The 24,593-nt window shown below is 61.1% G+C and carries 20 protein-coding genes; 18 read left to right on the forward strand and 2 right to left on the reverse strand.

Features of this window, described 5'->3' with window-relative positions:
• Nucleotides 1–257: 257 nt before the first annotated feature.
• The 17 genes from ACIOUG_RS21285 to ACIOUG_RS21365 all read left to right on the forward strand — a co-directional run bounded on the left by ACIOUG_RS21285 (nucleotide 258) and on the right by ACIOUG_RS21365 (nucleotide 19,525).
• Complete coding sequence (locus ACIOUG_RS21285) at nucleotides 258–383, forward strand: hypothetical protein (RefSeq protein ID WP_256198919.1); 126 nt, start codon at nucleotides 258–260, stop codon at nucleotides 381–383.
• Complete coding sequence (gene glnE, locus ACIOUG_RS21290) at nucleotides 380–3,319, forward strand: bifunctional [glutamate--ammonia ligase]-adenylyl-L-tyrosine phosphorylase/[glutamate--ammonia-ligase] adenylyltransferase (protein WP_401068440.1); 2,940 nt, start codon at nucleotides 380–382, stop codon at nucleotides 3,317–3,319. Before ACIOUG_RS21285 ends, glnE begins: the two co-directional genes overlap by 4 nt.
• A gap of 330 nt (nucleotides 3,320–3,649) precedes the next feature.
• A complete protein-coding gene (waaF, locus tag ACIOUG_RS21295) occupies nucleotides 3,650–4,684 on the forward strand; it encodes a lipopolysaccharide heptosyltransferase II (RefSeq protein ID WP_401068442.1) in 1,035 nt (344 codons plus the stop codon).
• Nucleotide 4,685: 1 nt separating this feature from the next.
• Complete coding sequence (waaC, locus tag ACIOUG_RS21300; RefSeq protein WP_401068444.1) at nucleotides 4,686–5,747, forward strand: lipopolysaccharide heptosyltransferase I; 1,062 nt, start codon at nucleotides 4,686–4,688, stop codon at nucleotides 5,745–5,747.
• On the forward strand, nucleotides 5,747–6,868 hold the full coding sequence (locus tag ACIOUG_RS21305; RefSeq protein WP_367082749.1) for a glycosyltransferase family 4 protein: 1,122 nt from the start codon (nucleotides 5,747–5,749) through the stop codon (nucleotides 6,866–6,868). The genes waaC and ACIOUG_RS21305 overlap by 1 nt, the downstream gene beginning before the upstream one ends.
• Nucleotides 6,869–7,675: a lipopolysaccharide core heptose(I) kinase RfaP gene (rfaP, locus tag ACIOUG_RS21310; RefSeq protein ID WP_401068446.1), complete on the forward strand. Its 807-nt coding sequence runs from the start codon at nucleotides 6,869–6,871 to the stop codon at nucleotides 7,673–7,675.
• Nucleotides 7,675–8,409, forward strand: coding sequence for a lipopolysaccharide kinase InaA family protein (locus ACIOUG_RS21315; protein WP_401068447.1), 735 nt, complete (start codon nucleotides 7,675–7,677; stop codon nucleotides 8,407–8,409). Before rfaP ends, ACIOUG_RS21315 begins: the two co-directional genes overlap by 1 nt.
• On the forward strand, nucleotides 8,406–9,158 hold the full coding sequence (locus ACIOUG_RS21320) for a lipopolysaccharide kinase InaA family protein (protein ID WP_401068449.1): 753 nt from the start codon (nucleotides 8,406–8,408) through the stop codon (nucleotides 9,156–9,158). The genes ACIOUG_RS21315 and ACIOUG_RS21320 overlap by 4 nt, the downstream gene beginning before the upstream one ends.
• Nucleotides 9,158–10,609, forward strand: coding sequence for a lipopolysaccharide kinase InaA family protein (locus tag ACIOUG_RS21325; RefSeq protein WP_401068451.1), 1,452 nt, complete (start codon nucleotides 9,158–9,160; stop codon nucleotides 10,607–10,609). The genes ACIOUG_RS21320 and ACIOUG_RS21325 overlap by 1 nt, the downstream gene beginning before the upstream one ends.
• Before the next feature lie 213 nt (nucleotides 10,610–10,822).
• A complete protein-coding gene (locus ACIOUG_RS21330; RefSeq protein ID WP_401068453.1) occupies nucleotides 10,823–11,158 on the forward strand; it encodes a YceK/YidQ family lipoprotein in 336 nt (111 codons plus the stop codon).
• A gap of 5 nt (nucleotides 11,159–11,163) precedes the next feature.
• Entirely contained in the window at nucleotides 11,164–12,036 is an 873-nt protein-coding gene (locus tag ACIOUG_RS21335) for a DUF3800 domain-containing protein (RefSeq protein ID WP_401068454.1), read from the forward strand.
• A 208-nt stretch (nucleotides 12,037–12,244) separates the two neighbouring features.
• Nucleotides 12,245–14,002 (forward strand): carbamoyltransferase, encoded by a 1,758-nt coding sequence (locus ACIOUG_RS21340; RefSeq protein ID WP_007967355.1) that lies wholly within the window; start codon nucleotides 12,245–12,247, stop codon nucleotides 14,000–14,002.
• Nucleotides 13,986–15,116: a glycosyltransferase gene (locus tag ACIOUG_RS21345; RefSeq protein WP_027611372.1), complete on the forward strand. Its 1,131-nt coding sequence runs from the start codon at nucleotides 13,986–13,988 to the stop codon at nucleotides 15,114–15,116. Before ACIOUG_RS21340 ends, ACIOUG_RS21345 begins: the two co-directional genes overlap by 17 nt.
• A complete protein-coding gene (locus tag ACIOUG_RS21350; protein ID WP_401068455.1) occupies nucleotides 15,116–16,012 on the forward strand; it encodes an antimicrobial resistance protein Mig-14 in 897 nt (298 codons plus the stop codon). The genes ACIOUG_RS21345 and ACIOUG_RS21350 overlap by 1 nt, the downstream gene beginning before the upstream one ends.
• A gap of 8 nt (nucleotides 16,013–16,020) precedes the next feature.
• On the forward strand, nucleotides 16,021–17,457 hold the full coding sequence (locus tag ACIOUG_RS21355) for a PIG-L deacetylase family protein (RefSeq protein ID WP_401068477.1): 1,437 nt from the start codon (nucleotides 16,021–16,023) through the stop codon (nucleotides 17,455–17,457).
• Nucleotides 17,454–18,608: a glycosyltransferase family 4 protein gene (locus ACIOUG_RS21360; protein WP_401068456.1), complete on the forward strand. Its 1,155-nt coding sequence runs from the start codon at nucleotides 17,454–17,456 to the stop codon at nucleotides 18,606–18,608. The genes ACIOUG_RS21355 and ACIOUG_RS21360 overlap by 4 nt, the downstream gene beginning before the upstream one ends.
• Nucleotides 18,609–18,640: 32 nt before the next feature.
• Nucleotides 18,641–19,525 (forward strand): glycosyltransferase, encoded by an 885-nt coding sequence (locus ACIOUG_RS21365; protein ID WP_401068479.1) that lies wholly within the window; start codon nucleotides 18,641–18,643, stop codon nucleotides 19,523–19,525.
• Nucleotides 19,526–19,543: 18 nt separating this feature from the next.
• Here the strand turns inward: ACIOUG_RS21365 and ACIOUG_RS21370 are convergent, their stop codons facing one another.
• A complete protein-coding gene (locus ACIOUG_RS21370; RefSeq protein WP_401068457.1) occupies nucleotides 19,544–20,761 on the reverse strand; it encodes an acyltransferase family protein in 1,218 nt (405 codons plus the stop codon).
• A complete protein-coding gene (locus ACIOUG_RS21375) occupies nucleotides 20,761–22,623 on the reverse strand; it encodes an O-antigen ligase family protein (protein WP_401068459.1) in 1,863 nt (620 codons plus the stop codon). The genes ACIOUG_RS21370 and ACIOUG_RS21375 overlap by 1 nt, the downstream gene beginning before the upstream one ends.
• A gap of 153 nt (nucleotides 22,624–22,776) precedes the next feature.
• On the opposite strand from ACIOUG_RS21375, the gene msbA reads away from it, so the two are divergent.
• Nucleotides 22,777–24,579, forward strand: coding sequence for a lipid A export permease/ATP-binding protein MsbA (msbA, locus tag ACIOUG_RS21380; RefSeq protein WP_401068461.1), 1,803 nt, complete (start codon nucleotides 22,777–22,779; stop codon nucleotides 24,577–24,579).
• Nucleotides 24,580–24,593: the final 14 nt, after the last annotated feature.

Here is a 24,593-nt window from a genome sequence, read left to right on the forward strand (position 1 = left end):
GCTCCAGGGCGGAAAGGCTTCCAGCATCGGTTGCCTGAGTTTGCGACTGGCCTTGTGGGCAGACGATTTAAAATTCTTGGATTGCCGACAGGTTGTTCCGGCGGCGTGTAGTTTTACTACAAATCTTTGAGCATTTCAGCCTTTCGCCTGTATAGACGAGTAGTAAAACTACAGAGGAAAGGCTTGTGGCCTCCGACTGCGTTGTGAGAATAATCGTTAAGGTTGGTCGATTACCATCCGAAAAAGGTGAAAGTTTGATGCTGGATGCCAAAGAAGAAGAAATTTCAGCTATTTCTAACTTTTGTTCGACAGTCCTTCGCGTAGCGGGTTTTCATCAAACACTACAAGCGGCCATTTACACGCCGATCAAGGATAGACCATGACCCTGCCCGTGCTTGCCGAACTCCCCGCCATTCTCCTGCCGTTGGTCACTCGATCCGAGCAGTCGTTCCGTACGGCCGTCGCCGCGCTGGAAGACGATCATGGCTTCTCGAACTGGACCCCGGAGCGCTGGGCGCAATTCGCTCGCGTCAGTGCCGCCAGTGATTTCGTCATTGAACAGAGCGTTCGTGACCCTTTGATGTTGCTGTCGCTGGTGCAGTCCGGCGAACTTGATCGGCCGTTCGCGCCGGGTGAGCTGTGCGCGCAGATTGCCGCCGCCGTGAACACCGCGCAGAGCGAAGACGAACTCGGGCGCGTCCTGCGCCGCCAGCGCGCCCGCCATCAAGTGCGGATCATCTGGCGTGACCTGAACCGCCAGGCCGATCTGGTGCAGACCTGCCGCGATCTTTCCGACATGGCCGACGCCACCATCGATCAGGCTTATCAGTGGCTGTACAGCCGCCATTGCCAACAATTCGGCACGCCGACCGGCCGGCGCAGTGGTTTGCCGCAGCAAATGGTCATCCTCGGCATGGGCAAGCTTGGCGCGGTCGAGCTGAACCTGTCGTCGGACATCGACCTGATCTTCGCCTACCCCGAGGGCGGCGAAACCGTCGGCGTGAAACGCGCGCTGGATAATCAGGAATTCTTCATTCGTCTCGGTCAGCGCCTGATCAAGGCCCTCGACCCGATGACCGTCGACGGCTTCGTGTTCCGCGTCGACATGCGCCTGCGCCCGTACGGTTCGTCCGGCGCGCTGGTGCTGAGCTTCAATGCGCTGGAGCAGTATTACCAGGATCAGGGCCGCGACTGGGAACGCTACGCGATGATCAAGGCGCGGGTGGTGGCCGGCGATCAGGCGGCCGGCGCGCAGTTGCTCGACATGCTGCGCCCGTTCGTCTACCGGCGTTATCTGGACTTTTCGGCGATCGAAGCGCTGCGCACCATGAAGCAGCTGATCCAGCAGGAAGTGCGGCGCAAGGGCATGGCCGACAACATCAAGCTCGGCTCCGGCGGTATTCGTGAAGTCGAGTTCATCGCTCAGGCCTTTCAGTTGATCCACGGCGGGCGCGATTTGAGCCTGCAACAGCGTCCTCTATTAAAGGTGCTGAGCACGCTGGAAGGGCAGGGTTACTTGCCGCCGGCGGTGATCAATGAGCTGCGCGAAGGTTACGAATTCCTGCGCTACACCGAGCACGCGATCCAGGCGATTGCCGACCGCCAGACTCAGATGTTGCCGGACGGCGCTCAGGATCAGGCGCGGATCGCGTTCATGCTCGGTTTCGCCGATTGGGAGGCCTTCCACGAAAAACTGATGTTCTGGCGCGGTCGTGTGGCCTGGCACTTCGCGCAGGTGATCGCCGATCCCGATGAAGAAGAGGGCGCCGACTGCGAAGTGGTGGTCGGCGGTGAATGGTTGCCGCTGTGGGAAGAGGCGCAGGACGAAGAGGCCGCTTGCCGGCAGTTGGAAGAGGGCGGCTTCGCCGATGCGACCAAGGCCCTGAAAGCGCTGGCGAGCCTGCGTGGCAGCCCGCAATTGCGCGCGATGCAGCGGCTCGGTCGCGAGCGTCTTGATGCGTTTATCCCGCGCCTGCTGGCCCAGGCGGTGGAGCATGACAACCCGGATCTGGTGCTGGAACGGGTGCTGCCGCTGGTCGAAGCGGTTGCCCGGCGTTCGGCTTATCTGGTGTTGCTCACGGAAAACCCCGGCGCCCTGCGACGCTTGCTGACGCTGTGCGCGGCCAGCCCGTGGATCGCCGAACAGATCACCCGTTTCCCGCTGCTGCTCGACGAATTGCTCAACGAGGGCCGGTTGTTCAAGCCGCCCCTGGCGCCGGAGCTGGCCGCCGAGTTGCGCGAGCGGCTGACGCGGATTCCCGAAGACGACCTCGAACAGCAGATGGAAGCCCTGCGTCACTTCAAACTGGCGCACCGCTTGCGCGTCGCCGCCTCGGAAATCGCCGGCAGCCTGCCGTTGATGAAAGTCAGCGATTACCTGACCTGGCTCGCCGAAGCGATTCTCGAGCAAGTACTAGCGCTGGCCTGGCGTCAGACGGTGGCCAAATACGGCACGCCGCTGCGCACCGATGGCAGTTTGTGCGATCCCGGCTTCATCATTGTCGGTTATGGCAAAGTCGGCGGGCTGGAACTGGGGCATGGTTCGGATCTGGATCTGGTGTTCATCCATGACGGCGATCCGCAGGCGGAAACCGACGGGCCGAAGCCGATTGATGGCGCGCAGTTCTTCACCCGGCTGGGGCAGCGGATCATTCACTTGCTGACGGCGCAGACCAACTCCGGTCAGCTGTATGAAGTGGACATGCGTTTGCGCCCGTCCGGTGCGTCGGGGCTGTTGGTCAGTTCGCTCGGCGCCTTCGAGCGCTATCAGGAAAATGAAGCCTGGACCTGGGAGCATCAGGCGCTGGTACGGGCGCGGGTGCTGGTCGGCAGTCAGGATGTCGGTCAGGCCTTCGAGAAAGTTCGCGCGCAGGTTTTGGGCAAGCCGCGGGATCTGGCGAAATTGCAACAGGAAGTCAGCGAGATGCGCGCCAAGATGCGCGACAACCTCGGCAGCAAGGGCACCGCAGCCGGGACCGGGGCAAATGCCTTCGAGGCCACGGCGCCGTTCGACCTCAAGCAGGACGCCGGAGGTATCGTCGATATTGAATTTATGGTGCAATACGCGGCCCTGGCGTGGTCGCACAGCCACCCGCCATTGCTGCGCTGGACCGATAACATCCGCATTCTGGAAGAGCTGGAACACGAAGGGCTGATGCCTGCCGAAGATGCCAGCCTGCTGCGCGAGGCCTATAAAGCCTACCGCTCCGCCGCCCACCGGCAGGCCTTGCAGAAGGATGCCGGGGTGATTGCAGGCGACCAGTTTGTCGAGGAACGCCGGCAGGTATTGCGGATCTGGAAAGAGTTGGGGCTTAGCTGAAACCGGATATTTGAAACACCTGATGGCCCCTGTGGGAGCGGGCTTGCTCGCGAAAGCGCAGTGTCAGTCACCACCGATGCAGGATGTGACGGCCCCTTCGCGAGCAAGCCCGCTCCCACAGTGGATCTGCGTTGAATGGCAGATGCAGGGCCGAATGCGAAACCCTGTGGGAGCGAGCCTGCTCGCGATAGCGGAGTATCAGACGACAATAATGTTGGATGTGAAGACCCTTTCGCGAGCAAGCCCGCTCCCACAGCAGATCTACAGTGTTTGTAGAATTCTCGAGGCGGGGAGGCGTAAATGCCTCCCCGGTTCGTTTATGGAAACCACATGAATATTCTGATCGTTGGGCCCAGTTGGGTCGGTGACATGGTGATGGCGCAGACACTGTTTCAGTGTCTCAAGCAGCGCCACCCGCAATGCGAAATCGACGTGCTGGCCCCCGAGTGGAGCCGGCCGATCCTCGAGCGCATGCCGCAAGTGCGCAAGGCCTTGAGCTTTCCGCTCGGCCATGGCGCGCTGGAATTGGCCACGCGCCGGCGGATCGGCAAGTCCCTGGCCGGTCAGTACGATCAGGCGATCCTGTTGCCGAACTCGTTGAAGTCGGCCTTGTTGCCGTTTTTCGCCGGCATCAAGCAGCGCACCGGCTGGCGCGGCGAGTTCCGCTACGGCCTGCTCAATGACGTGCGCACGCTGGATAAAGAGCGTTATCCGCTGATGATCGAGCGCTTCATGGCCCTGGCTTACGAGCCGAACGCCGAGCTGCCGAAACCGTATCCGCGCCCGAGCCTGCAAATCGACCCGGTGACCCGCGAAGCGGCACTGGCCAAGTTCGGCCTGACTCTGGACCGCCCGGTGTTGGCGCTGTGCCCCGGCGCCGAGTTCGGCGAATCCAAACGCTGGCCGTCCGAGCATTACGCCAAAGTCGCCGAAGCGCGCATTCGCGAAGGCTGGCAGGTGTGGTTGTTCGGCTCGAAAAACGATCACGCAGTGGGCGAAGACATTCGCGCACGGCTGATTCCCGGGCTGCGTGAAGAATCGGTCAACCTCAGCGGTGGCACCTCGCTGGCCGAGGCCATCGACCTGCTGTCCTGCGCCGATTCGGTGGTGTCCAACGACTCCGGCCTGATGCACGTTGCGGCTGCACTGAACCGTCCGCTGGTGGCGGTCTACGGTTCGACGTCGCCGGGTTTCACCCCACCGCTGGCTGAGCACGTCGAAATCGTTCGACTGGGTCTGGATTGCAGCCCGTGCTTCGACCGTACCTGCCGATTCGGCCATTACAACTGCCTGCGCCAGCTGATGCCGGACGCGGTCAACGATGCCTTGCAGAAATTGCAGGGCACTGTGGTCGAGGTTCATTAAGTTGCGGGTATTGCTGATCAAGACTTCATCGCTGGGCGACGTGATTCACGCGTTGCCGGCGCTGACCGACGCGGCCCGGGCCATTCCCGGGATCAAGTTCGACTGGGTGGTGGAAGAGGGTTTCGCCGAGATTCCGACCTGGCACCCGGCCGTCGGCAAGGTGATTCCGGTGGCGATCCGCCGCTGGCGCAAGAACCTCTGGCAGACGATCAAGAGCGGCGAGTGGAAGCGCTTCAAGCAAAGCGTGCGCGCCAATAAATACGATCTGGTGATCGACGCTCAGGGTCTGCTGAAAAGCGCCTGGCTGACACGCTACGTCAAAGCCCCGGTGGCCGGCCTCGACAAAGGTTCGGCGCGCGAGCCGATCGCCGCACGTTTCTATGACCGCAAACTGGCGGTGGCCCGTGGGCAGCATGCGGTCGAGCGGGTGCGTCAGCTGTTCGCCATCGCCCTCGGCTATGACCTGCCCAAAGGCTTGGGCGATTACGGCCTCAACGTCGAGCGTCTGGTGGAATTGCCACGCAAGAGTGCGTTCGTGGTGTTCCTGCACGGCACCACGTGGGACACCAAACACTGGCCGGAAGCCTATTGGCGCGAGCTGACCGAGCGCGTCGGCTATCTGGGCGTCGGGGTCAAACTGCCGTGGGGCAACCCGCAGGAGAAGGCCCGCGCCGAGCGTATCGCCGCTGGTTTCAAGCACGCCGAAGTGTTGCCGAAGCTGAACCTGGCCGGGGTCGGCAAAGTGCTGGCCGGCGCCCAGGCCTGCGTGGCGGTGGACACCGGTCTCGGCCATCTGGCGGCGGCGCTGGATGTGCCGACGATTTCGCTGTTCGGCCCGACCAATCCGGGCCTGACCGGCGCCTACGGCAAGGTGCAGATTCACATGGCCAGTGATTTCCCCTGCGCCCCTTGCCTGCAAAAGAAATGTACGTATCAACCGACCGCGCAGGATGCCCGTCAGTTTGACCTCAAGCGTGAACAGCCTCTGTGCTTCACGCGTCTGAATCCCGAGCGTGTCGCCAGCCGACTGAGCACGTTGTTAATGGCTGAGGAGCTGCGCTGATGCAATTGGCTTTTGTCCTGTACAAATATTTCCCGTTCGGTGGTTTGCAGCGCGATTTCATGCGCATCGCCCTCGAATGCCAGAAGCGCGGTCATCAGATCCGCGTCTACACGCTGATCTGGGAAGGCGACGTGCCGCCCGGTTTCGAAGTGCTGGTAGCGCCGGTCAAAGCGTTTTTCAATCACCGGCGCAACGAAAAACTCAGCGCGTGGATGGAAGCAGATCTGGCCAAGCGTCCGGTGGACCGCTTGATCGGCTTCAACAAGATGCCGGGTCTGGACGTTTATTACGCCGCCGACGGCTGCTTCGAAGACAAGGCGCAGAACCTGCGCCATTCGTTGTACCGCCGCTGGGGCCGCTACCGGCACTTCGCCGAATACGAGCGCGCGGTGTTCGCCAAAGACGCGAAAACCGAAGTGCTGATGATCTCCGAAGTGCAACAGCCGCTGTTCATCAAGCACTACGGCACGCCGCTGGAGCGCTTCCACCTGCTGCCGCCGGGCATCGCCCAGGATCGTCGCCGGCCGGCGGATGCCGACCAGATTCGCGCCGGTTTCCGTGCCGAGTTCAACCTCAAGGACGACGAACTGCTGCTGGTGCAGATCGGCTCCGGGTTCAAGACCAAAGGTGTTGATCGCAGCTTGAAAGCGCTGGCCGCATTGCCCGCCGAGCTGAAGAAACGCACCCGGCTGTTTGTAATCGGCCAGGATGACCCCAAATTGTTCCAGATGCAGAGTGCCACTTTGGGTCTGGGCGACAACGTGACGTTCCTCAAGGGCCGCAGCGATATCCCGCGTTTTCTGCTTGGCGCCGACCTGTTGATCCACCCGGCGTACAACGAAAACACCGGCACCGTGCTGCTCGAAGCGCTGGTCGCCGGTTTGCCGGTGCTGGTCAGCGCGGTCTGCGGTTATGCCCATTACATTGCCGAGGCGGACGCCGGGCGCGTGCTGGACGAACCGTTCGATCAGGCGCAACTGACGCAATACCTGACTGACATGTTGAATGACGACGCGGCACGCGCGGCCTGGAGCCGCAATGGTCTGGCCTTCGCCGAGACGGCCGACCTCTACAGCATGCCGCAGCACGCGGCCGATGTGATTCTGGCGGAGCACGCTTAAATGAAGTTGATGCTGGCTGAACCGTTCAAGAGCCTTTGGGCCGGGCGCGACCCGTTCGCCGAAGTCGAAGGCTTGCAGGGCGAGGTTTACCGCGAGCTGGAAGCTCGCCGCACGCTGCGCACGGAAGTCGACGGCAACGGATTTTTCGTCAAGATCCACCGTGGCATCGGCTGGGGCGAGATCTTCAAGAATCTGCTGACCGCCAAGCTGCCGGTGCTCGGCGCGGGTCAGGAGTGGCAGGCGATCCAGCGTTTGCAGGCAGTCGGCGTGCCGACCATGACCGCCGTGGCTTACGGCGAGAAGGGCAGCAACCCGGCCGATCAGCACTCGTTCATCGTCACCGAAGAGCTGGCGCCGACCATCAGTCTCGAAGATTTCAGCATTGATTGGGTCAAGCAGCCGCCTGCGCCTGCGCTCAAGCGTGCGCTGATCGCCGAAGTCGCGCGCATGACCGGCATGATGCACCGCGCCGGGGTCAACCACCGCGACTGCTACATCTGCCACTTCTTGCTGCACACCGACAAGCCGATCACCCCGGACGACTTCAAGCTCTCGGTGATCGACCTGCACCGCGCTCAGACCCGTCCACGGATCACTCAGCGCTGGCGCAACAAGGATCTGGCCGCGCTGTATTTCTCGGCGCTGGACATCGGCCTGACCCGTCGCGACAAGCTGCGCTTTCTCAAAGGCTATTTCCAGCAACCGTTACGGCAGATCCTGGCGGAAGAAGCGCCGTTGCTGAGCTGGCTCGAAGCCAAGGCCAACAAGCTCTATGCGCGCAAACAGCGTTACGGGGATGCGCTCTGATGGCGGGTTGGACACTAGAACCGCAATACAGCGAACTGGCCGAAGATTTCGGCAGCCTCGAAGCGGTGTTTGCCCTGCAGGGCGAGCGCCTGACCCGTGATCCGCTGTCCGAAGTCATCCGCGTGCAGCGCAACGGCGTCAACTACTACGTCAAACGCTACGTCGGCGCCGGTAAAGGCTTGCGCCGCTACCTGGGCAAACCACGGGTGAAGATGGAGTGGCAGAACCTCAAGCGCTTCGCCAAGTGGGGCATCCCCACCGCCGAAGTGGTGGCCTGGGGTCTGGAGCGACGTGGCGCGGCCTATGCCCGTGGCGCGATGATCACCCGTGAGCTGCCGCGCACCGAAGACCTCTCGGCGCTGGCCGAACGCAATGATCCGAAACTCAAGGATCACCTGTGGGTCGATGGCATCAGCCGCCAACTGGCCGGTTATACCCGGACCATGCACGATCATCGTTTTACCCATAACGACCTGAAGTGGCGCAACCTGCTGATCGACGATCAGGCGCAACTGTTTCTGATCGACTGCCCGAATGGCGATTTCTGGCGCGGCTTCTGGCTCAAATACCGGATCACCAAGGATCTGGCCTGTCTCGACAAGGTGGCCAAGTATCACCTGTCGAACACCCAGCGCCTGCGCTTCTACCTGCAATACCGCGGACGTGATCGGCTGAATGCCGCCGACAAGAAACGGATTCGCCACGTGGTGAGATTTTTCGAGGGACGCGAATGACTGATTTCCTGGCCGCTGAGGACCGGGCGCTGCTTGAGCGTCATGGCCTCGGCACTTTCGACGCGCTCTGGGCCAAACAGCTCGAAGCGGTGGACGAACCGAACACCGACGGCGGTGGCTGGAGCAGCGTGTTTCGTCTGGAGCTGGAAGGGCAGGCTTACTACCTCAAGCGCCAGAGCAACTACCTGACCCGCACCCTGCACGCGCCGTTCGGCGAGCCGAGTTTCGCCCGTGAGTTTCGCAATATCAGCCGCTACAACAAGCTGGGGATTCCGGCGCTACAGGCAGCGTTCTTCGGTGAGCGCAAGGTCAAGGGCGATGTCCAGGCGATCCTGCTGACCCGTGCCCTCGACGGCTGGGACGATCTCGACGCACTGTTGCAGCGCTGGTCCGAGCTGACCGCCGCGCAGCACTCGGCCATTCTCAAGGCCTGCGGGCAACTGGCGCGCCTGCTGCACGGCGTGCGTCAGGTGCACGGCTGCTTTTATCCGAAACACATCTTTTTGCAGGCTGATGGCGACGCTTATCGGGCGCAGTTGATCGACCTGGAAAAGACCCGGCCCCTGCTGTTCGGCATGCGTGATCGGGTCAAGGATCTGGAACCGTTGCTGCGGCGCGCGCCGGAATGGAGCGAAGCGCAATTGCGTGAGTTGCTGGCGGCCTATCTCGATCAGCCGCTGGACAGTTCGCTGGTCGACAGCTGGGTTTCGCGATTGACCGCTCGGCGCAGTCGCAAGGAGACCCGTTGATGCGCTTGTCGGAACTGAAAAATGCCGGACGTGCGCCGAGTCTGCCGCTGACGATCAGCCTGGCCGACGCGGCCGGTCCTGCGGATTTGCAGTTGTTGAGCTTGCTGCGGGTGCTGCCGGGGCAGCGCTATGTCGGTGCCGGGGTCTGGCGCGGGCGGCCAGTGCTGGCCAAATTGCTGGTGGGCAGCAAGGCGGCGCGGCATTTTCAGCGCGAGCTGACGGGCGTCAAATTGCTCGCCGACCAGGGCCTGACCACGCCGCTGCTGCTGGCCGATGGTTTGCAGGACGGTGAGGGCGGCTGGCTGCTGTTCGAATTCCTTGAAGGCGCCGAAAGCCTCGGTGATGCCTGGCAGCAAGTCGAATCGCGGCCGGTGCTGGCGGACGAGCAATCGGCGGTACTGGCCGAGGCGCTGGGCGCTGTCGGTCAACTGCATGGCAAAGGCCTGTGGCAGGAAGATCTGCACCTCGACAACCTGCTGCGCCACGGCGGCCAGTTGTACCTGATCGACGGTGCCGGGATCTGCGCCGAGACGGCTGGCCAGCCGTTGTCGCGGCAGAAAGTGCTGGAAAACCTCGGGGTGTTTTTCGCCCAGTTGCCAAAGTCACTGGAGCCGTTCACCGAAGAATTGCTGGTGTATTACCTGCTGAGCAACAGCGAGCATGCGTTGCCGCTGGAAGCGTTGCAGAAGCAGATCGCCAAGGTCCGCGCCTGGCGGCTGAAGGATTACCTGATCAAGGTGGGCCGCGAGTGCACGTTGTTCAGTGTGCAGCGCGGTGCGTTTGGCTTGCGGGCGATCCGTCGCGAGGAAGCAGCGGCGATGCTGCCGGTGCTGGATCAGGCCGATGCGCTGCTCGATCAGGGCCATCTGTACAAGACCGGCGGCGCGGCGAGCGTCGGCAAAGTCGAGGTCGCCGGGCGCACGCTGGTGATCAAGCGCTACAACATCAAGGGTTTCGCGCACTGGCTCAAGCGTTTCTGGCGCCCGAGCCGTGCGTGGCACTCATGGCGTGAAGGCAATCGCCTGGCGTTCCTCGGCATCGCCACGCCGAAACCGCTGGCGGTGCTGGAAAAGCGCTTTTTGTGGCTGCGCAGCCGCGCCTATCTGGTGACCGAATTCCTGCCGGGGCCGGACATCATCGAGCGCTTTGCGCCGTATGTTGAAAGCGGTGCGGCGCCGGAGTCCGAATTGCTGGCGCTGGATCAACTGTTCGCACGATTGATTGCCGAACGTATCAGCCATGGCGACTTCAAGGGCCATAACCTGTTTTGGCAGGAAGATCGCTGGGCGTTGATCGACCTCGACTCGATGTGTCAGCACAACTCTGTCGGAAGTTTCGCACCGGCTTATGCGCGGGATCGGGCGCGGTTCATGCGCAACTGGCCCGAGGGCAGCGCGTTGTATCAGGTGATCGATCAGCGGTTGCCCAAGGACATCGCCAGCGCGGCCTGAGCCGCTTTCGCGCACAAGCTCACTCCCACATGGAAATGCATTCCCTTGTAGGAGTGAGCCTGCTCGCGATAAGGCTTTAAAACCTCAAAAATCTGCCTTTGAGCAATGACGGACAAACTCCACTGACTTGTCCTACAGCTTCTCCAGAAGCCATGAACTGTGCCCGCTCCAGCCCCGGTGCTAGCTTGCCCTGACCATTTCGGAGGGCAAACCTTGACCATCAAAAACGCCGTAACACTCAGCACCTGCGCATGGCTTTTATCCGGCTGCGGCACCGCCGCCTCGGTGCTGCAAATGGACGCCGACGTCGCCCGCGACATGCGCAAACAGAAAACCTACTGCCAGTCGATTCCACGGATCTACAGCGGGCTGGCCTTCGACTTCTGTGTACTCAATGCCCCACCTGACCCTACCGGCGTGCTGCTGCCATTCGTGTTGCTGGACCTGCCGTTGTCCGGGGTGCTGGATACGGTGGTGTTGCCGTATACGATTTATCAACAGGTCGTGGATGGCAATATCGGCATCTATTGGCGATCGGATCGCGGGTAGCTGTTTTGCAGTTTTCTCTGTTTGAAAACCAGAGCGAGTCGCAAACGATTCTTGAAGCGGCAGCGCTCTCGTATCCGTCCGGGAGATACAGCGACTACATCGTCTATGTTGATGAAAGCGGTGATCAAGGGATGCAGAAGCTGGATCCCTATTACCCGATATTCGTGCTTGCTTTTTGCGTCTTTCACAAAAGGCATTACTGCGAAAAGGTCATTCCGGCTGTCCAGAAATTCAAGTTCAACCATATGGGGCACGATCTGATCGTGCTGCATGAACTCGAGATTCGAAAAGAAAAAGGAGCGTTCTCCAGCCTGTTCAATTCGAGAGTGCACAAGAATGCCTTTCTCGACGAATTGACCGGCATTATCGAGGCCACCAATTTCGTCCTGATCAGTTGCGTCATCGACAAGGTCTTGCTGCGTGAAAAGCAGGCATCTGCTGACAACCCCTACCACTTGGCTCTCGGTTTTTGTCTGGAAACACTGCATGAGTTTTTGCAGGAAAAGCATCAACATAAAGTGTTAACGCATGTGATTTTCGAACGGCGAGGCAAGCGGGAGGATAACGAGCTTGAGTTGGAGTTTCGCAGGGTTTGTGGCGGGTCTAACCGATTGGGGGTTCAACTGCCGTTTGACATCGTCTTCGCCACAAAACAAGTCAATTCCACCGGATTGCAGCTGGCTGATCTTGTTGCAAGGCCCATCGGCATGAGTGTTTTGAGGGCGGGTCAGGAAAATCGCGCGTTTGATGTGCTCAGGCGCAAGTTCTATTGCAGCGGTGGGCGGAATAAAGTTGGGAAAGGTTTCGAGAACTGGGGGTTGAAGGTTTTCCCTCCCCCAGAAAGCGAAAAGCCCCCGGTGATCTCACCGAGGCATTAGCGCCGACCGGGATCCCCCAGCCCATTTGCACGGAAGTCTATGTTGAGAGGCTCGGGAGTGTCAACGCGAAGGCTGGCCAGTTCCGCTAGAGGCTTGTCGGCGCTTTTACGCTATAATCCCGCCCTTTAGCTGTCTCTCGCCCGGTGCGAGGGCACATCAATTTTCAAGGCGCATCGCGCCTGAATGCAGACTAAAGAGGCTAGACCCTGTGGCATTGACGATTCTTGGCCTGTCCGGCGCCCTTAGCCATGACCCTTCAGCCGCCTTGTACATCGACGGCAAGCTGGTGGCGGCGGCTGAAGAAGAGCGCTTCGTCCGCGATAAGCATGCAAAGAACCGCATGCCCTACGAATCGGCGAAGTTCTGCCTGGAACAGGCCGGTATCAAGCCGTCCGACGTTGACGTGGTGGCGATTCCGTTCGCCCCGATCAGCCTGTTCGGCAAGGCCCGCTGGCACTACGCCAAGCGCTACTGGTACGCGCCGGATCGCGCCCTCGATGCGATCCTGATGGGCAACCGTCGCTACAAGCGCTATCGCAACAAGATTGTCTGGTGCCTGGAACAACTGGGTTTTGATCCGAAGAAGATCAAGATCGAGCCGGTCGAGCACCACTTGGCTCACGCCTCCAGCGCCTACCACTGCTCGGGTTTCAAAGAGAAAACCGCGATCCTCGGCATCGACGGCAAGGGCGAGTACGCCACGACCTTCTTCGGTTACGGCGAGAACGGCAAGATCCACAAGATCAAGGAATTCTTCGATCCGGACTCCCTCGGCGGCCTATACGGCGCAATCACCGAGTTCCTCGGTTTCGAGATGCTTGACGGTGAGTTCAAGGTCATGGGCATGGCGCCGTACGGCGACGCCAGCAAATACGACTTCTCGCGTCTGGCCTCGTTCGAGAACGGCGAACTGGTGATCAACACCGACTACGCCAACGTGATCGGCCTGCGTCGCTACAAGGAGAAGGGCAAGGGCTTCTACTTCTCGCCAAAGCTGATCGAGTGGCTGGGTCCCAAGCGCGAAGGCGATATCGCCGACGAGCCGTACATCCACTACGCCGCGAGCATGCAAGCGCTGTTCGAGAAACTGGCGTTGCAGATGATCGACTACTACCTGGGCGACGTGCTCAAGGAAACCGGCAAGCTGGCCTTCGCCGGTGGCTGTGCGCTGAACGTCAAGCTGAACCAGAAAATCATCGCCCGTGATGACATCAAGGAACTGTTCGTCCAGCCTGCGTCCGGCGATGCCGGCACCGCGGTCGGCGCAGCAGCCTATGTGTCCCACGCCCGTGGCGTGCCGGTCGAGAAGATGGAACACGTCTACCTCGGCCCGTCGTACAGCAACGAAGACGTGATCGCCGCGTGCGCCCGTCACGAGAACAAGCCGACCTGGCGCAAGCTCGACAACATGCCGGAGCAGATCGCCAAAATCATGGTCGATGGCAACCCGGTGGCCTGGTTCCAGGGCCGCATGGAGTTCGGTCCGCGTGCGCTCGGTGGTCGTTCGATCATCGGTTGCCCGAGCGTGGCCGGTGTGGCTGACCGCATCAACCATCAGATCAAGTTCCGCGAGCGCTGGAGGCCTTTCTGCCCGTCGATGCTCGACACCGTTGCACCGCAGATGATCAAGATCGATCACCCGGCGCCGTTCATGACCTTCACCTTCGAAGTGGCGGAAGAGTGGAAGACCCGCGTGCCGGAAGTCGTCCACGAAGACGGCACTTCCCGTGCCCAAGTGCTGAAGCGCGAATACAACCCGCGCTACTACGACATGATGAAGGCGCTGGAAAACCTCACCGGCAACGGCGTATCGCTGAACACCTCGCTGAACCGTCGTGGTGAACCGATGATCTGCTCGCCGACCGACGCCCTGAACATGTTCTTCGGCTCCGATCTGCAGTACCTGATCATGGAAGACATTCTGGTGGTCAAAGAGGGTGCAAACGCCTATGACTCGCTCGGCTGAACGCCATGTGCTGCAGTTCTGTCACGGCTATGACGGGCCGTTCCTCGACTGCGCACGGCAGTACGCCAGCCTGTTCGCGGGCACCGGTTATCGGGTGACCACGGTCTTCTTGACCGGGGCCGCCGACAGCGAGGTGGCCGCCGCGTGTGCTTCCGATGAAGTGTTGTTCATGGAATACAGCTCCAAGGCCATTCGTGGCCTGAAGCTGGGCGCCATCGGCGATCTGCGCAAGATCGCCGCTTCACGCAATTTCAGTTTCTGCATCGCCCATCGCTTCAAGCCGATCTATATCGCCTTGCTCGGCACGTCGCTGCCGGTGATTGGCGTGCACCACGCGTTTGACGATTACAAACGCGGCACGCGCAAGCTGTTCGCGCACATTTTCCGCAAGCGCCTGAGCCTGCTCGGCGTGTCCGACGCGGTACGCGACGACATGCGTCGTTGCCTGCCGAAGTGGCCGTCCACTCGCATTCAGACCCTGTACAACCGCATCGACGTACCGGCTTTGCAGGCCAGTCAGGTGTCGGCCCGCGAAGCGCGCGAGACCTTGGGGCTGGCGGCGGATGCGTTCATTGTCGGCAACGTCGGGCGGCTGCACCCGGACAAGGATCAGGCCACGTTGCTGCACGGTTTTGCCGCGGCATTGCCCGGTCTGCCGGGCAACAGTCAACTGGTGATTCTCGGCAAGGGGCGTCTGGAGCAGGATCTCAAGGAGCTGGCCCGGGAGCTGGGCATCGGCGATCGTGTGCTGTTTCTCGGTCAGGTGCCGGACGCGCGTAATTACTTCCGCGCCTTCGATGTGTTTGCCCTGAGCTCCGATCACGAACCGTTCGGCATGGTGCTGCTCGAAGCCATGGCCGCCGGTGTGCCGTTGCTGGCCACTGCGTGTGGCGGGGCCAAGGAAGTGGTCGAAGGCGTGGGCATTCTGTTCCCGCTGGGCGATGCCGAACACCTAGCGCAAGGCTTGCAACATTTGGCCGGTATGGATGATCAGCAGCGCCGGCAGTGCGCCGAGCTGATGCTCGATCGCCTGCGTGAGCGTTTCTCCGACCGTGCGGTGCGCGACACCTTCTGGCGTCTGCCGCAAGTTACCGATCTGGCACCGAGGGGCTGATGCTCAACCGATTTCAAGGCTGGCGCGAACGTGGCTGGTCGCCCGTTGACGCCTCCACCTATGCCAGCGCCTGGCAGCGTTTTGGCGGCAGCGTCGCGACGCATCCCTTGGTGGTCGAGCGTCTGGCCGAGCTGGCCGGCATCCCGGTGCGCTATTTGGCCTGGGAGCAGGGCGGTGACGTCAAAGCGGCGATCCCGACCTGGGGCCGCGATCTGGCATTGTCCAAGGACGTGCTCAAGCGCAACGGCAAAAAAGGCCTGTTCGACCTCGGCAATGCCGAGCTGATCCTGCCGGCCGCCGCCGATGCCCAGGCGCCGCTGCGCCACCGCGCACGCTATCTCTCGGCGCTCAACGAAAACCGTTTCAGCGGCATGAAGTTGCAGACCGAGCAACTGGCCATGGCCCGCACCCCCGAAGAACTGTCGAAGAAGTTTCGCTACAACCAGCGCCGCGAACTGCGTCTGCTGGAAGAGGCGGGCGGTGTGGTGCGCCCGGTCGGCGAGTTTTCCAGCGGCGAACTGGCGGCGATCTACTGCGATCTGTTCCAGCGCCGCTGGGGCTTCCCGGCCACCGGCGCGGCGCGCATGGCCGAGGTCATCGAGCTGCTGCGTGAGTTGCTGATCGGCTCGGTGATCTTCCTCAACGATGCGCCGATCGCCATTCAACTGGTATACCGCGTTGAGGCCCCAGAGTGGATCAGCGTCGAGTACATCAACGGTGGCGTCGATCCCGAGACCCGTGAATTCAGTCCCGGCAGCGTGTTGAGCTTTATCAATACGCAAAGTGCCTGGGAGCATGCGCGGGCACTGGACAAGCCGCTGCGGTTTTCCTTCGGTCGCGCCGACCGTGAATACAAGGATCGCTGGTGCAATCCTGTGCCGGTGTTCACCGTATGAGTCAGCCAATGAGCCGCAAACAGCAACTGCTCAAGCGTCATCGTCGCAACAAGCGCATGACTTTGCTGGTCGCCCTGATCGTGCTGATCGCGCTCGGGGTGCTGGTGGCGTGGTGGTTGCCGCTGGTGCTTGCGCTGGTTGGCTGGGTCGCCCACGAGGCGTGGTTTGCCGATCACCTGTTTTATTCGCCGAAAGATGATTACCAATACAGCTTTCCGCCGTTCACACCGCAGCCGAAGGTGCATTTGAGCGGCGAGCAATTGCGTCTGGATGAAGGCGTGATGCTGGTCGACGAAGCGACGTTGATCCTCGCGGTAAAAGTCAAAAGCAGCTGGCTGGGTCGTTTTCTCGATCCGCGCGTCGAGCTGGTTGGCGGCGCCAATCCCGATGCGCAAACCTTCGAGCGCGGGGTCAATGGCCTGCGTTACCTGAACCTCAGCGGTCAGGCCCAAGCCTTGGCCCAAGGCCAGTTGCGCTTGCGCGGGCGCTTCTGCCGGGTCTTTGGCGAGCCGGTGCTGTGGGCATTGGAGCAACCGGACTATCGCCGGCAACGGGTGATGGTGATTGCACCCCACGCCGACGATGCCGAGCTGGCGGCGTATGGCTTGTACAGCCAGGCCGACGAAGCCTGGATCGTCACCTTGACCGCCGGCGAGATCGAAGCCGAACACTATCAACAGATGGGCATGAACAAGGTCGAGGCAGCACGGCTCAAGGGTCGGTTGCGTGCCTGGGACAGCCTCGCGGTGCCGCGTTGGGCCGGCGTGCCGCAGGAACATTGCGTGCAGCTCGGTTACTTCTGTCTGCAACTGGCAGCGATGCAGGCCGCACCGAATCAGGCGCAGGGCTCGCGCGAAGCGGACTTGAGCGACACGCGAATGTTTCGCCAGTTGAATCCGTTCACTCTGCCCGGCGATGCCGACGGCGCGCCGACCTGGAACAACCTGCTGGCCGACCTGCGTGAAGTGCTGCTGCGCGCACGTCCGGAGGTGATCGTGCTGCCGCACCCGACCCTCGATCCGCATCCCGATCACCTCTACGCCCAGCAAGCGGTGTTGCAGGCGCTGCACGGTCTCGACTGGCAGCCGACGTTGCTCGGCTACGCCAATCATCTGCATGACAACGACCGTTGGCCGATGGGCAACACCGGGCAGGGCATTGCCCTGCCGCCGGCCTTTGATTCGGCGCTGCCGATGCAGCCGCTGTGCCTGCCGCTGTCCATCGAGCAGCAGCGCGACAAAGCCATGGCGTTGGGCATGATGCATGACCTGCAGCCGCCGGCGCCGTTCAAACGTCGCCTGCGCCGGGTTATCCAGCGTGTGCTGGCCGGGCGAGCGTCGTCGGTGTATGGCGAAAACGAATTTTTTCGAAAAGCGGTCAGGCGCCAGGAATTGCTCTGGTTATTGCAGCACGGTGAGACAGGCGTCCAGCGGGGAGAGTCATGAGTCAACGGTCCAAGGTGTTGCAGCTGCAACCCGACTACAACGTCAAAGCCCATGACTTTGCCGACCTTGCCGAGCAGATCGTCAAGGCATTGCCGAGCGATCGCTATGAGATCACCGCGGCTTTCCTTCGCGGCAAACCGGGGCCGGGCGAGCCGGTGAGCCGGGCCGATCACTCGGTGTACTTCGAGTTTTCCGACAAGTCGCTCAAGGGCATGCGCCTGCGGGCGATGTGGCAGTTGTACAAGTTCTGCCGCCGGGAAAAGTTCGACGTGGTGATCTGCAACCGCTTCAAACCGGTGAACATGATGCTCGCGCTCAACCGCTGGTTGAAGGTGCCGCTGTGCATTGGCATCTCCCACGGTTTCGGTGAATACGATCGCTTTTACCGGCGCCGCCAGACTCAGCGTCTGATCGACCGCCACTGGCGTTTCGTCGGCGTGTCGCCGGCGGTCAAACAGTACCTGCTCGATTGCGATTGCGGCTTCACCGACCAGAACACCTACGCCATCACCAATGCCATCGACATCGAGCAGGCCGAAGGCTTGCAACACAGCCGCGAAAAAGCTCGCGAGCTGCTGGGCCTCGACCCGAATGTGCGTTTGATCGGTGCGCTGGGGCGGCTGGTGTCGGTCAAGGGCCACACCTATCTGCTGCAGGCCTTTGCCGCGCTGAAAGACAAATACCCGAACACGCAGTTGGCGATCATCGGTGCCGGCCGCTTGCAGGCGCCGCTGGCGGCCGAGATCGAGCAACTGGGCCTGAGTGGCCGTGCGCATCTGCTGGGGTTCAAGGAAAACGCTCTGCAATACGTGCGCGCGTTCGACATCTGGACCATGCCATCGCTGGCTGAAGGTCTGGGCCTGGCGTTGCTCGAAGGCATGAGCGGGCACCTGCCGGTGATTGCCTCGAACGTGCCGGCGATGTTGCCGCTGATCGAAGGTGCCGGTGGTCTGGCGATCACGCCCAAGGACGTGCCGAGTCTGGTCGCCGCGCTGGATAACTACCTCGCGCTGTCGGATGACGAACTCAAGGCCAAGGGAGAGCAGGCTTACCGCTATTTGCAGGAGCAACATGACATCGAGGTGTTCCGTCAGGAATACCTGGACCTGATCGATTCCGGCCTGGAGCAGGCCCGCAAGGAGCAGCCGTGAGCGAAGCAACAGCCGTGAGCGAAGTCAACGCCATCAGCACAGCACAACCGCTCGTTACGGTGATCATCGCCTCCTACAACCACGCCCCGTACATCGAGGAAAGCATCCTCAGCGTTCTCAACCAGAGCTACAAGAACATCGAACTTCTGGTGGTCGATGACGGCTCGAAGGATGACAGCGTCGAGCGCATCAGCGCGTTGCAGGCGCAGTACGGCTTCGATTTTCGGGTGCAACAGAATCAGGGGCTGACCAACACGCTCAACGGTGCCATCGCCCGTGCGAAGGGCAGCCTGATCGTGCCGTTCGGCTCCGACGACATCATGTACCCGGAGCGCATCGCCACCCAGGTGGCGTACATGGACGGCAAGCCTGAAGTGGGGATCTGTGCCGGCAACATCGAGCTGATGCACGCCGACGGCAGCCTTTATCCAGAAAAGCGGCAGCGCCGTGACGTGCCGTTCCGACGCCTGGATTTCGATGACATGTTCCTTGAGCGCAAGCCGTATCCACCGGCGCCGACCCTGATGATTCGCCGTGAAGCGCTGGACAAGGTGGGGGGCTTCGATCCGACCATCCGTCTTGAAGACCTGTACATCGAGCTGAAGGTCACCCGCGCCGGCTATTTCATCGACGGTTTGAACGTGGTGATGGCGCGCTACCGCAAGCACGCCACCAACTCGTACAAGAACCATCGCTTCATGATCGAGAACATCCTGCGCACTTACGCGTTGTTCAGCGATCATCCGCTGTACGACGAAGTCCGCTACAAGTCGCTCAATTCGATGTTCCTCAAGACCGCCAATCGCGATCGCAAGCTGGCGCGCGAGCTGCTGGCGCAGATTCCGTTCAAGGCGTGGAACAAGAAGACCTGGCGGGGATTGGGGCGTTTGCTCTTTTCCCCGCTGGAAAAGGACTGAAGCGGCGGTCGCTCGCGCTTAGCGAGCGACTTTCTCCGGCAGGCGTTTTTCGCCTTTCTGGCGCTGGCGCAACCACTGCAATACCTTCTTGCCGGCGGCCATGCCCGGTTGCTCGATATAGAGAAACGTCACGCTGCTGATCAGAATCAGCAAGCACGTGCAGACTGCCAGCAATGGCAGGTACACCGAGGTTTCCCGCGCGTCGACATTGAGCAGCAGCGGCAGGCGCTGAACCATCATCCACAACACGAAACCGTGCAGCAGATAGGTGCTGTAGCTGATCTCGCCGAGCCAGCGAATGCTGCGCGGCTTCAGCGCGCCGAACAGATTGTTGCCGGACGCCACGATCACGAAAAACAGCGTCAGTAAAAACAGCGGAGCGGTCTTGAACGCCCGATTGAACGCGGTGAAGGCGATCACCAGGGCGAGCACGGCGATGATGCTCGCCAGGCGTGACTGGCTCCATGCCACGAGCGCCGGCCGACGAATCCAGTAGGCCGCGGCAATGCCGCCGAGGAAGCTCGCCAGAAAGTGCTTCTTCAGCGAATGCTCCCAACCGATGACCTGGTACAGCGCGTAGATGCCGATCAGGCACAGCACCACTTGCAACCAGCTGCCACGGTAGATGAACACCAGTGCGGCCAATGGCAGTGCCAGGTAGAAGAACACTTCATAGGCCAGGGTCCATGTGACATTGGATATCAGCATGCCGGAGTGGCGGTACTGATTGATGTCCGGGCGGTCGAACGTCAGCCAGGCGAGGACCTGCTTGAACAGCTCCAGGCCAGGCTCTTTCAATTGCCAGTTCTGCAAGTGAAAGACCGAAGCGAACACCAGCAGCATCAGCGGCAGGTACAGCGGATACAGGCGAAATACCCGTGAGACACCGAACGCCAGCCAGTCATGGTTGCGTCCCTGCGCGAGCAGGCGACTCCAGAACAGAAACCCGGTGATCATGAAGAACAGCGCGACGCTGCCCTGGCCGAGCATCGAATAGAAGTTGCTCGGCGGGAAGTCGATCACTCCGGTGCGCAAGAAGATCCAGGTGATGATCGAGTGGTGGACGAAGACGCCAAACGCCAGATAGCCGCGCAGGCCATCAATGCTGGCATAACGGCTTTCGCCGGAATGCTGCAGGTGTCGAGCGATTTTCGGCACCGCACGCAACAACAGGGCGGAGGTGACGATGGCCAGCAGATAGGCGGCCAGCGCCAATATAGGATTAGTTTCGATCATCACTGAACTCGGGCCGGGGCGTTGCCGGCCAGCACTTGCCTGTGCAGGTTTTCAACCGCAGATTTAGACGCCGTCACGGCGTATCCCTGGAGCAACGCATCGAGGTGGTCCTCGAACAACCAGCGTTTGTCCACTGTGTATCGTTGCATATGGCGCAAATTACGCTGGCGCAGTGACAGACTGAGCGGCGTAGGGTAGATGCGCAGGTCGGCCAGATCAATCAGACCGAACTCGCCATCTTCCAGTACCAGCACGTTGCCCAGGTGCAGCGAGCGGAAATAAACGCCTTTCTCGTGCAGTTGCGCCATGAATTTGCCGAAGCGCTCCACCAGCGCCTGGCGCACCGCTGGCGCCGTGATGCTCTGCAGCACCTGGCGCAGGGTGTGGCCCGGCAACGGTGCGTAATGCACAGCACTGCTGCCATCGTCGAGACGGTACAGGTTCAACACTTGCGGGGTGGGAATGCCCATCTGGCGCAGTTGTTCACTGTTGACCGCGAAACGTTCGGAGTAGGGGTTGAAACTGCCGGAGGTGTACCAGCGGCGACGGCGGAACAGTTTGAGGAAGCTGCCATCGGTCAGACGCAGGACCTTCGGGCCCAGGCCGTCCTCCTCGATGACCTGTGCGGCGCTGCTCATTTGCTCGAGGTCGGCAGCGCTCAGCTTTTGCACCGGCTGGGTCAGCAGGCGTCGCGCGCGTTGATTAATGCTCAGCGCCGCAATCAGTGCCAGCGGGATCCACAGCAGGAACCAGTGCTCCTTGGGCCTTGAAATGATCCCGCCGCCTTCGGTCAGGCCTGCGCCGATACCGAAAATCAGCCAGGTCGAGGCAATGATCAGTAGTGGCTGCACGCGCTGGCGCCAGCTGCTCAGCAGGGCCCAGCCAAGGAAAAACAGCCATGGCAGCAAGCCGATGATGCCGACGTAATACAGCACACCCAGGATGAAGCTGTGCGGTTCCTGAAAACTGATGCCATTACCGGGGTCTACGGCAAGGCTGGCGCTGTAGCCATGACCGATCCATGGATGATCGGCAATCATGTGCAGCACTTTCTGCCAGATTTCCAGCCGGTAGGAGTCGCCACGTTCAATGATCATCTGCGAGAAAATCGTGACGACCGCCACGCCGCTCAGGGCCAGCGCGATCAGCAATCCCACCGAGCGTCGGTTCCAGCAGATGAAGCACAGCCACAGCGCAGCCATGGTCAATGCCACCAGCGGCGTCCGGGACCCGGTGCCGATCACGGCCATGAACATGATTGCCATCGCTGGTACGCTGAGCCACATCATCTGGCGGCGTTTGCAGGTCATGGTCACACTCAGCCAATAGGCACTGAAGAAGCCGAACAGGTGCGAGCTGAGCAAGGGATTGTCGAAGGCACCGCCGCCGATCAGGCGCATCCCCGGCTCATAGACCCGGGCGAACATCATCAGGAAAACCGCGGTGGCGATCAGGGCCACCAGCGCCGCGCCGAACAGCAAGGGTTGCAGGATGTCGCTGCGGTAGCGCACCAGCAGGTAGCAGCCGGCAAACAGCAGCAAGGTGTGCAGTGGCGGCTTGAACATGCTGCCGAAAGACTCGGCCCCAGGTCCCCAGGCGAGGCTGAGCAACGCCCAGGCGGCGAACAGCAGGACCGCGATGAACACCGGCTCGCGCAGCAGCTCCTTGAGCTCGCGCGGGCGCAGGCACAGGGCGATCAGTGTCGGAATGCTGAACAGTCCGTAGAACAGCTTGTGATGCAGGCTTCGGCCCGGCAAAAAGAACAGCGCGCACAGGAGCAGGAAATAGCCGGTGGGAAGTATCCACAGGCTGATGAAATCGAAAATCCGACTGGACGTACTGCTGAAGCCGCGAAGTTGCATGCTGTGAGATTCATTCCTGAAGTTGATCGACCATTCGGATGATGGCTATTTGGTGCAGAAAAGGTGCATAACAATAACAGCCTTTCGCCGATTGCCAGAACCCTGAAGAAGCTGTGCTAAAGTCAGCGTCCTTTTTATCGACTTTCGCGTGATATGACCGACTCCAGTCCCGCCGCAAGCCCTTCGAGCTTGAAAATCTACTTCCGCCTGCTCGGCTACGTCCGGCCGTACATCAGTCTGTTCCTGATCAGCATCGTCGGCTTCCTGATTTTCGCCTCGACGCAGCCAATGCTTGGCTACATCCTCAAGTACTTTGTCGATGGCCTGTCCAACCCTGAAGCGGTGCTGTTCCCTTCCGTGCCGTACCTGCGTGACCTGCAACTGCTGCAGGCCGTACCGCTGCTGATCATCCTGATCGCCGCATGGCAGGGGCTGGGTTCCTATCTGGGCAACTACTTTCTGGCCAAGGTTTCCCTGGGCCTGGTGCATGACTTGCGCGTGCAGTTGTTCAACAACCTGCTGGTGCTGCCTAACCGCTATTTCGACAAGCATAACTCCGGTCATCTGATTTCGCGTATCACCTTCAACGTGACCATGGTCACGGGGGCGGCAACAGATGCGATCAAGGTCGTAATCCGTGAAGGCATGACGGTGATCTTCCTGTTCGCCTCGCTGCTGTTCATGAACTGGAAGCTGACCCTGGTAATGGTCGCGATCCTGCCGCTGATCGCCGTGATGGTGCGTACCGCGAGCAAGAAATTCCGCAAGCAGAGCAAGAAGATCCAACTGGCCATGGGTGACGTGACCCACGTCGCCTCGGAAACCATCCAGGGCTATCGCGTGGTCCGCAGCTTCGGTGGCGAGGCCTACGAAGAGCAGCGCTTCCTCAACGCCAGCCAGAGCAATACCGACAAGCAACTGCGCATGACTCGCACCGGTGCGATCTATACGCCGATGCTGCAACTGGTGATCTACACCGCCATGGCGGTGCTGATGTTCCTGGTGCTGTTCCTGCGCGGCGACGCCTCGGCCGGTGACATGGTGGCCTACATCACCCTGGCGGGCCTGCTGCCCAAGCCGATCCGTCAATTGTCCGAAGTCAGCTCGACCATCCAGAAAGGCGTGGCCGGTGCCGAAAGCATCTTCGAACAGCTGGACGTCGAGCCGGAAGTCGATACCGGTACGGTCGAGCGCGATTCGGTGAGCGGTCGTCTGGACGTGCGCAACCTGAGCTTCACCTACCCGGGCACCGAACGTCAGGTGCTGGACGACATCAGCTTCTCGGTCCAGCCGGGGCAGATGGTGGCACTGGTCGGGCGTTCGGGCAGCGGCAAGTCGACGCTGGCCAACCTGATTCCGCGCTTCTATCACCACGACAAGGGCGAAATCCTCATCGACGACGTAGAAGTCGAACAGTACAAACTGCTCAATCTGCGTCGTCATATCGCTCAGGTGACCCAGCACGTCACCCTGTTCAGCGACACCGTGGCCAACAATATCGCTTATGGTGATCTGGCTGGTGCGCCGCGCGAAGACATCGAGAAAGCCGCACGTGATGCCTACGCGATGGACTTCATTTCGCAGCTGCCGCAAGGCCTGGACACCCAGGTCGGCGAGAACGGCGTCTTGCTGTCCGGTGGCCAGCGCCAGCGTCTGGCGATTGCCCGTGCACTGCTGAAGAATGCGCCGCTGCTGATCCTCGACGAGGCCACCTCGGCACTCGACACGGAATCAGAGCGGCACATTCAGGCGGCACTGGATCAGGTAATGAAGGGCCGCACCACGCTGGTGATTGCGCACCGCCTGTCGACCATCGAGAAGGCCGACCTGATTCTGGTCATGGATCAGGGCCGCATCGTCGAGCGCGGCACTCACGACCAGTTGCTGGCGCAAAACGGCTACTACGCGCGCCTCAACGCCATGGGCCTCGATGCCCCGGCCGAAAACATCGCCTGATTCCAGGCCCTGCC

It is taken from the genome of Pseudomonas sp. NPDC087803 (assembly GCF_044742995.1).
Lineage (GTDB): Bacteria > Pseudomonadota > Gammaproteobacteria > Pseudomonadales > Pseudomonadaceae > Aquipseudomonas.

What these genes read in the sequence shown, in the direction of transcription:
- ACIOUG_RS21285 (WP_256198919.1), top strand. Translation starts at nt 258, where the DNA reads ATGCTGGATGCCAAAGAAGAAGAAATTTCAGCTATTTCTAACTTTTGT.
- glnE (WP_401068440.1), top strand. Translation starts at nt 380, where the DNA reads ATGACCCTGCCCGTGCTTGCCGAACTCCCCGCCATTCTCCTGCCGTTG.
- waaF (WP_401068442.1), top strand. Translation starts at nt 3,650, where the DNA reads ATGAATATTCTGATCGTTGGGCCCAGTTGGGTCGGTGACATGGTGATG.
- ACIOUG_RS21305 (WP_367082749.1), top strand. Translation starts at nt 5,747, where the DNA reads ATGCAATTGGCTTTTGTCCTGTACAAATATTTCCCGTTCGGTGGTTTG.
- rfaP (WP_401068446.1), top strand. Translation starts at nt 6,869, where the DNA reads ATGAAGTTGATGCTGGCTGAACCGTTCAAGAGCCTTTGGGCCGGGCGC.
- ACIOUG_RS21315 (WP_401068447.1), top strand. Translation starts at nt 7,675, where the DNA reads ATGGCGGGTTGGACACTAGAACCGCAATACAGCGAACTGGCCGAAGAT.
- ACIOUG_RS21320 (WP_401068449.1), top strand. Translation starts at nt 8,406, where the DNA reads ATGACTGATTTCCTGGCCGCTGAGGACCGGGCGCTGCTTGAGCGTCAT.
- ACIOUG_RS21325 (WP_401068451.1), top strand. Translation starts at nt 9,158, where the DNA reads ATGCGCTTGTCGGAACTGAAAAATGCCGGACGTGCGCCGAGTCTGCCG.
- ACIOUG_RS21345 (WP_027611372.1), top strand. Translation starts at nt 13,986, where the DNA reads ATGACTCGCTCGGCTGAACGCCATGTGCTGCAGTTCTGTCACGGCTAT.
- ACIOUG_RS21350 (WP_401068455.1), top strand. Translation starts at nt 15,116, where the DNA reads ATGCTCAACCGATTTCAAGGCTGGCGCGAACGTGGCTGGTCGCCCGTT.
- ACIOUG_RS21355 (WP_401068477.1), top strand. Translation starts at nt 16,021, where the DNA reads ATGAGCCGCAAACAGCAACTGCTCAAGCGTCATCGTCGCAACAAGCGC.
- ACIOUG_RS21360 (WP_401068456.1), top strand. Translation starts at nt 17,454, where the DNA reads ATGAGTCAACGGTCCAAGGTGTTGCAGCTGCAACCCGACTACAACGTC.
- ACIOUG_RS21370 (WP_401068457.1), bottom strand. Translation starts at nt 20,761, where the DNA reads ATGATCGAAACTAATCCTATATTGGCGCTGGCCGCCTATCTGCTGGCC.
- ACIOUG_RS21375 (WP_401068459.1), bottom strand. Translation starts at nt 22,623, where the DNA reads ATGCAACTTCGCGGCTTCAGCAGTACGTCCAGTCGGATTTTCGATTTC.
- msbA (WP_401068461.1), top strand. Translation starts at nt 22,777, where the DNA reads ATGACCGACTCCAGTCCCGCCGCAAGCCCTTCGAGCTTGAAAATCTAC.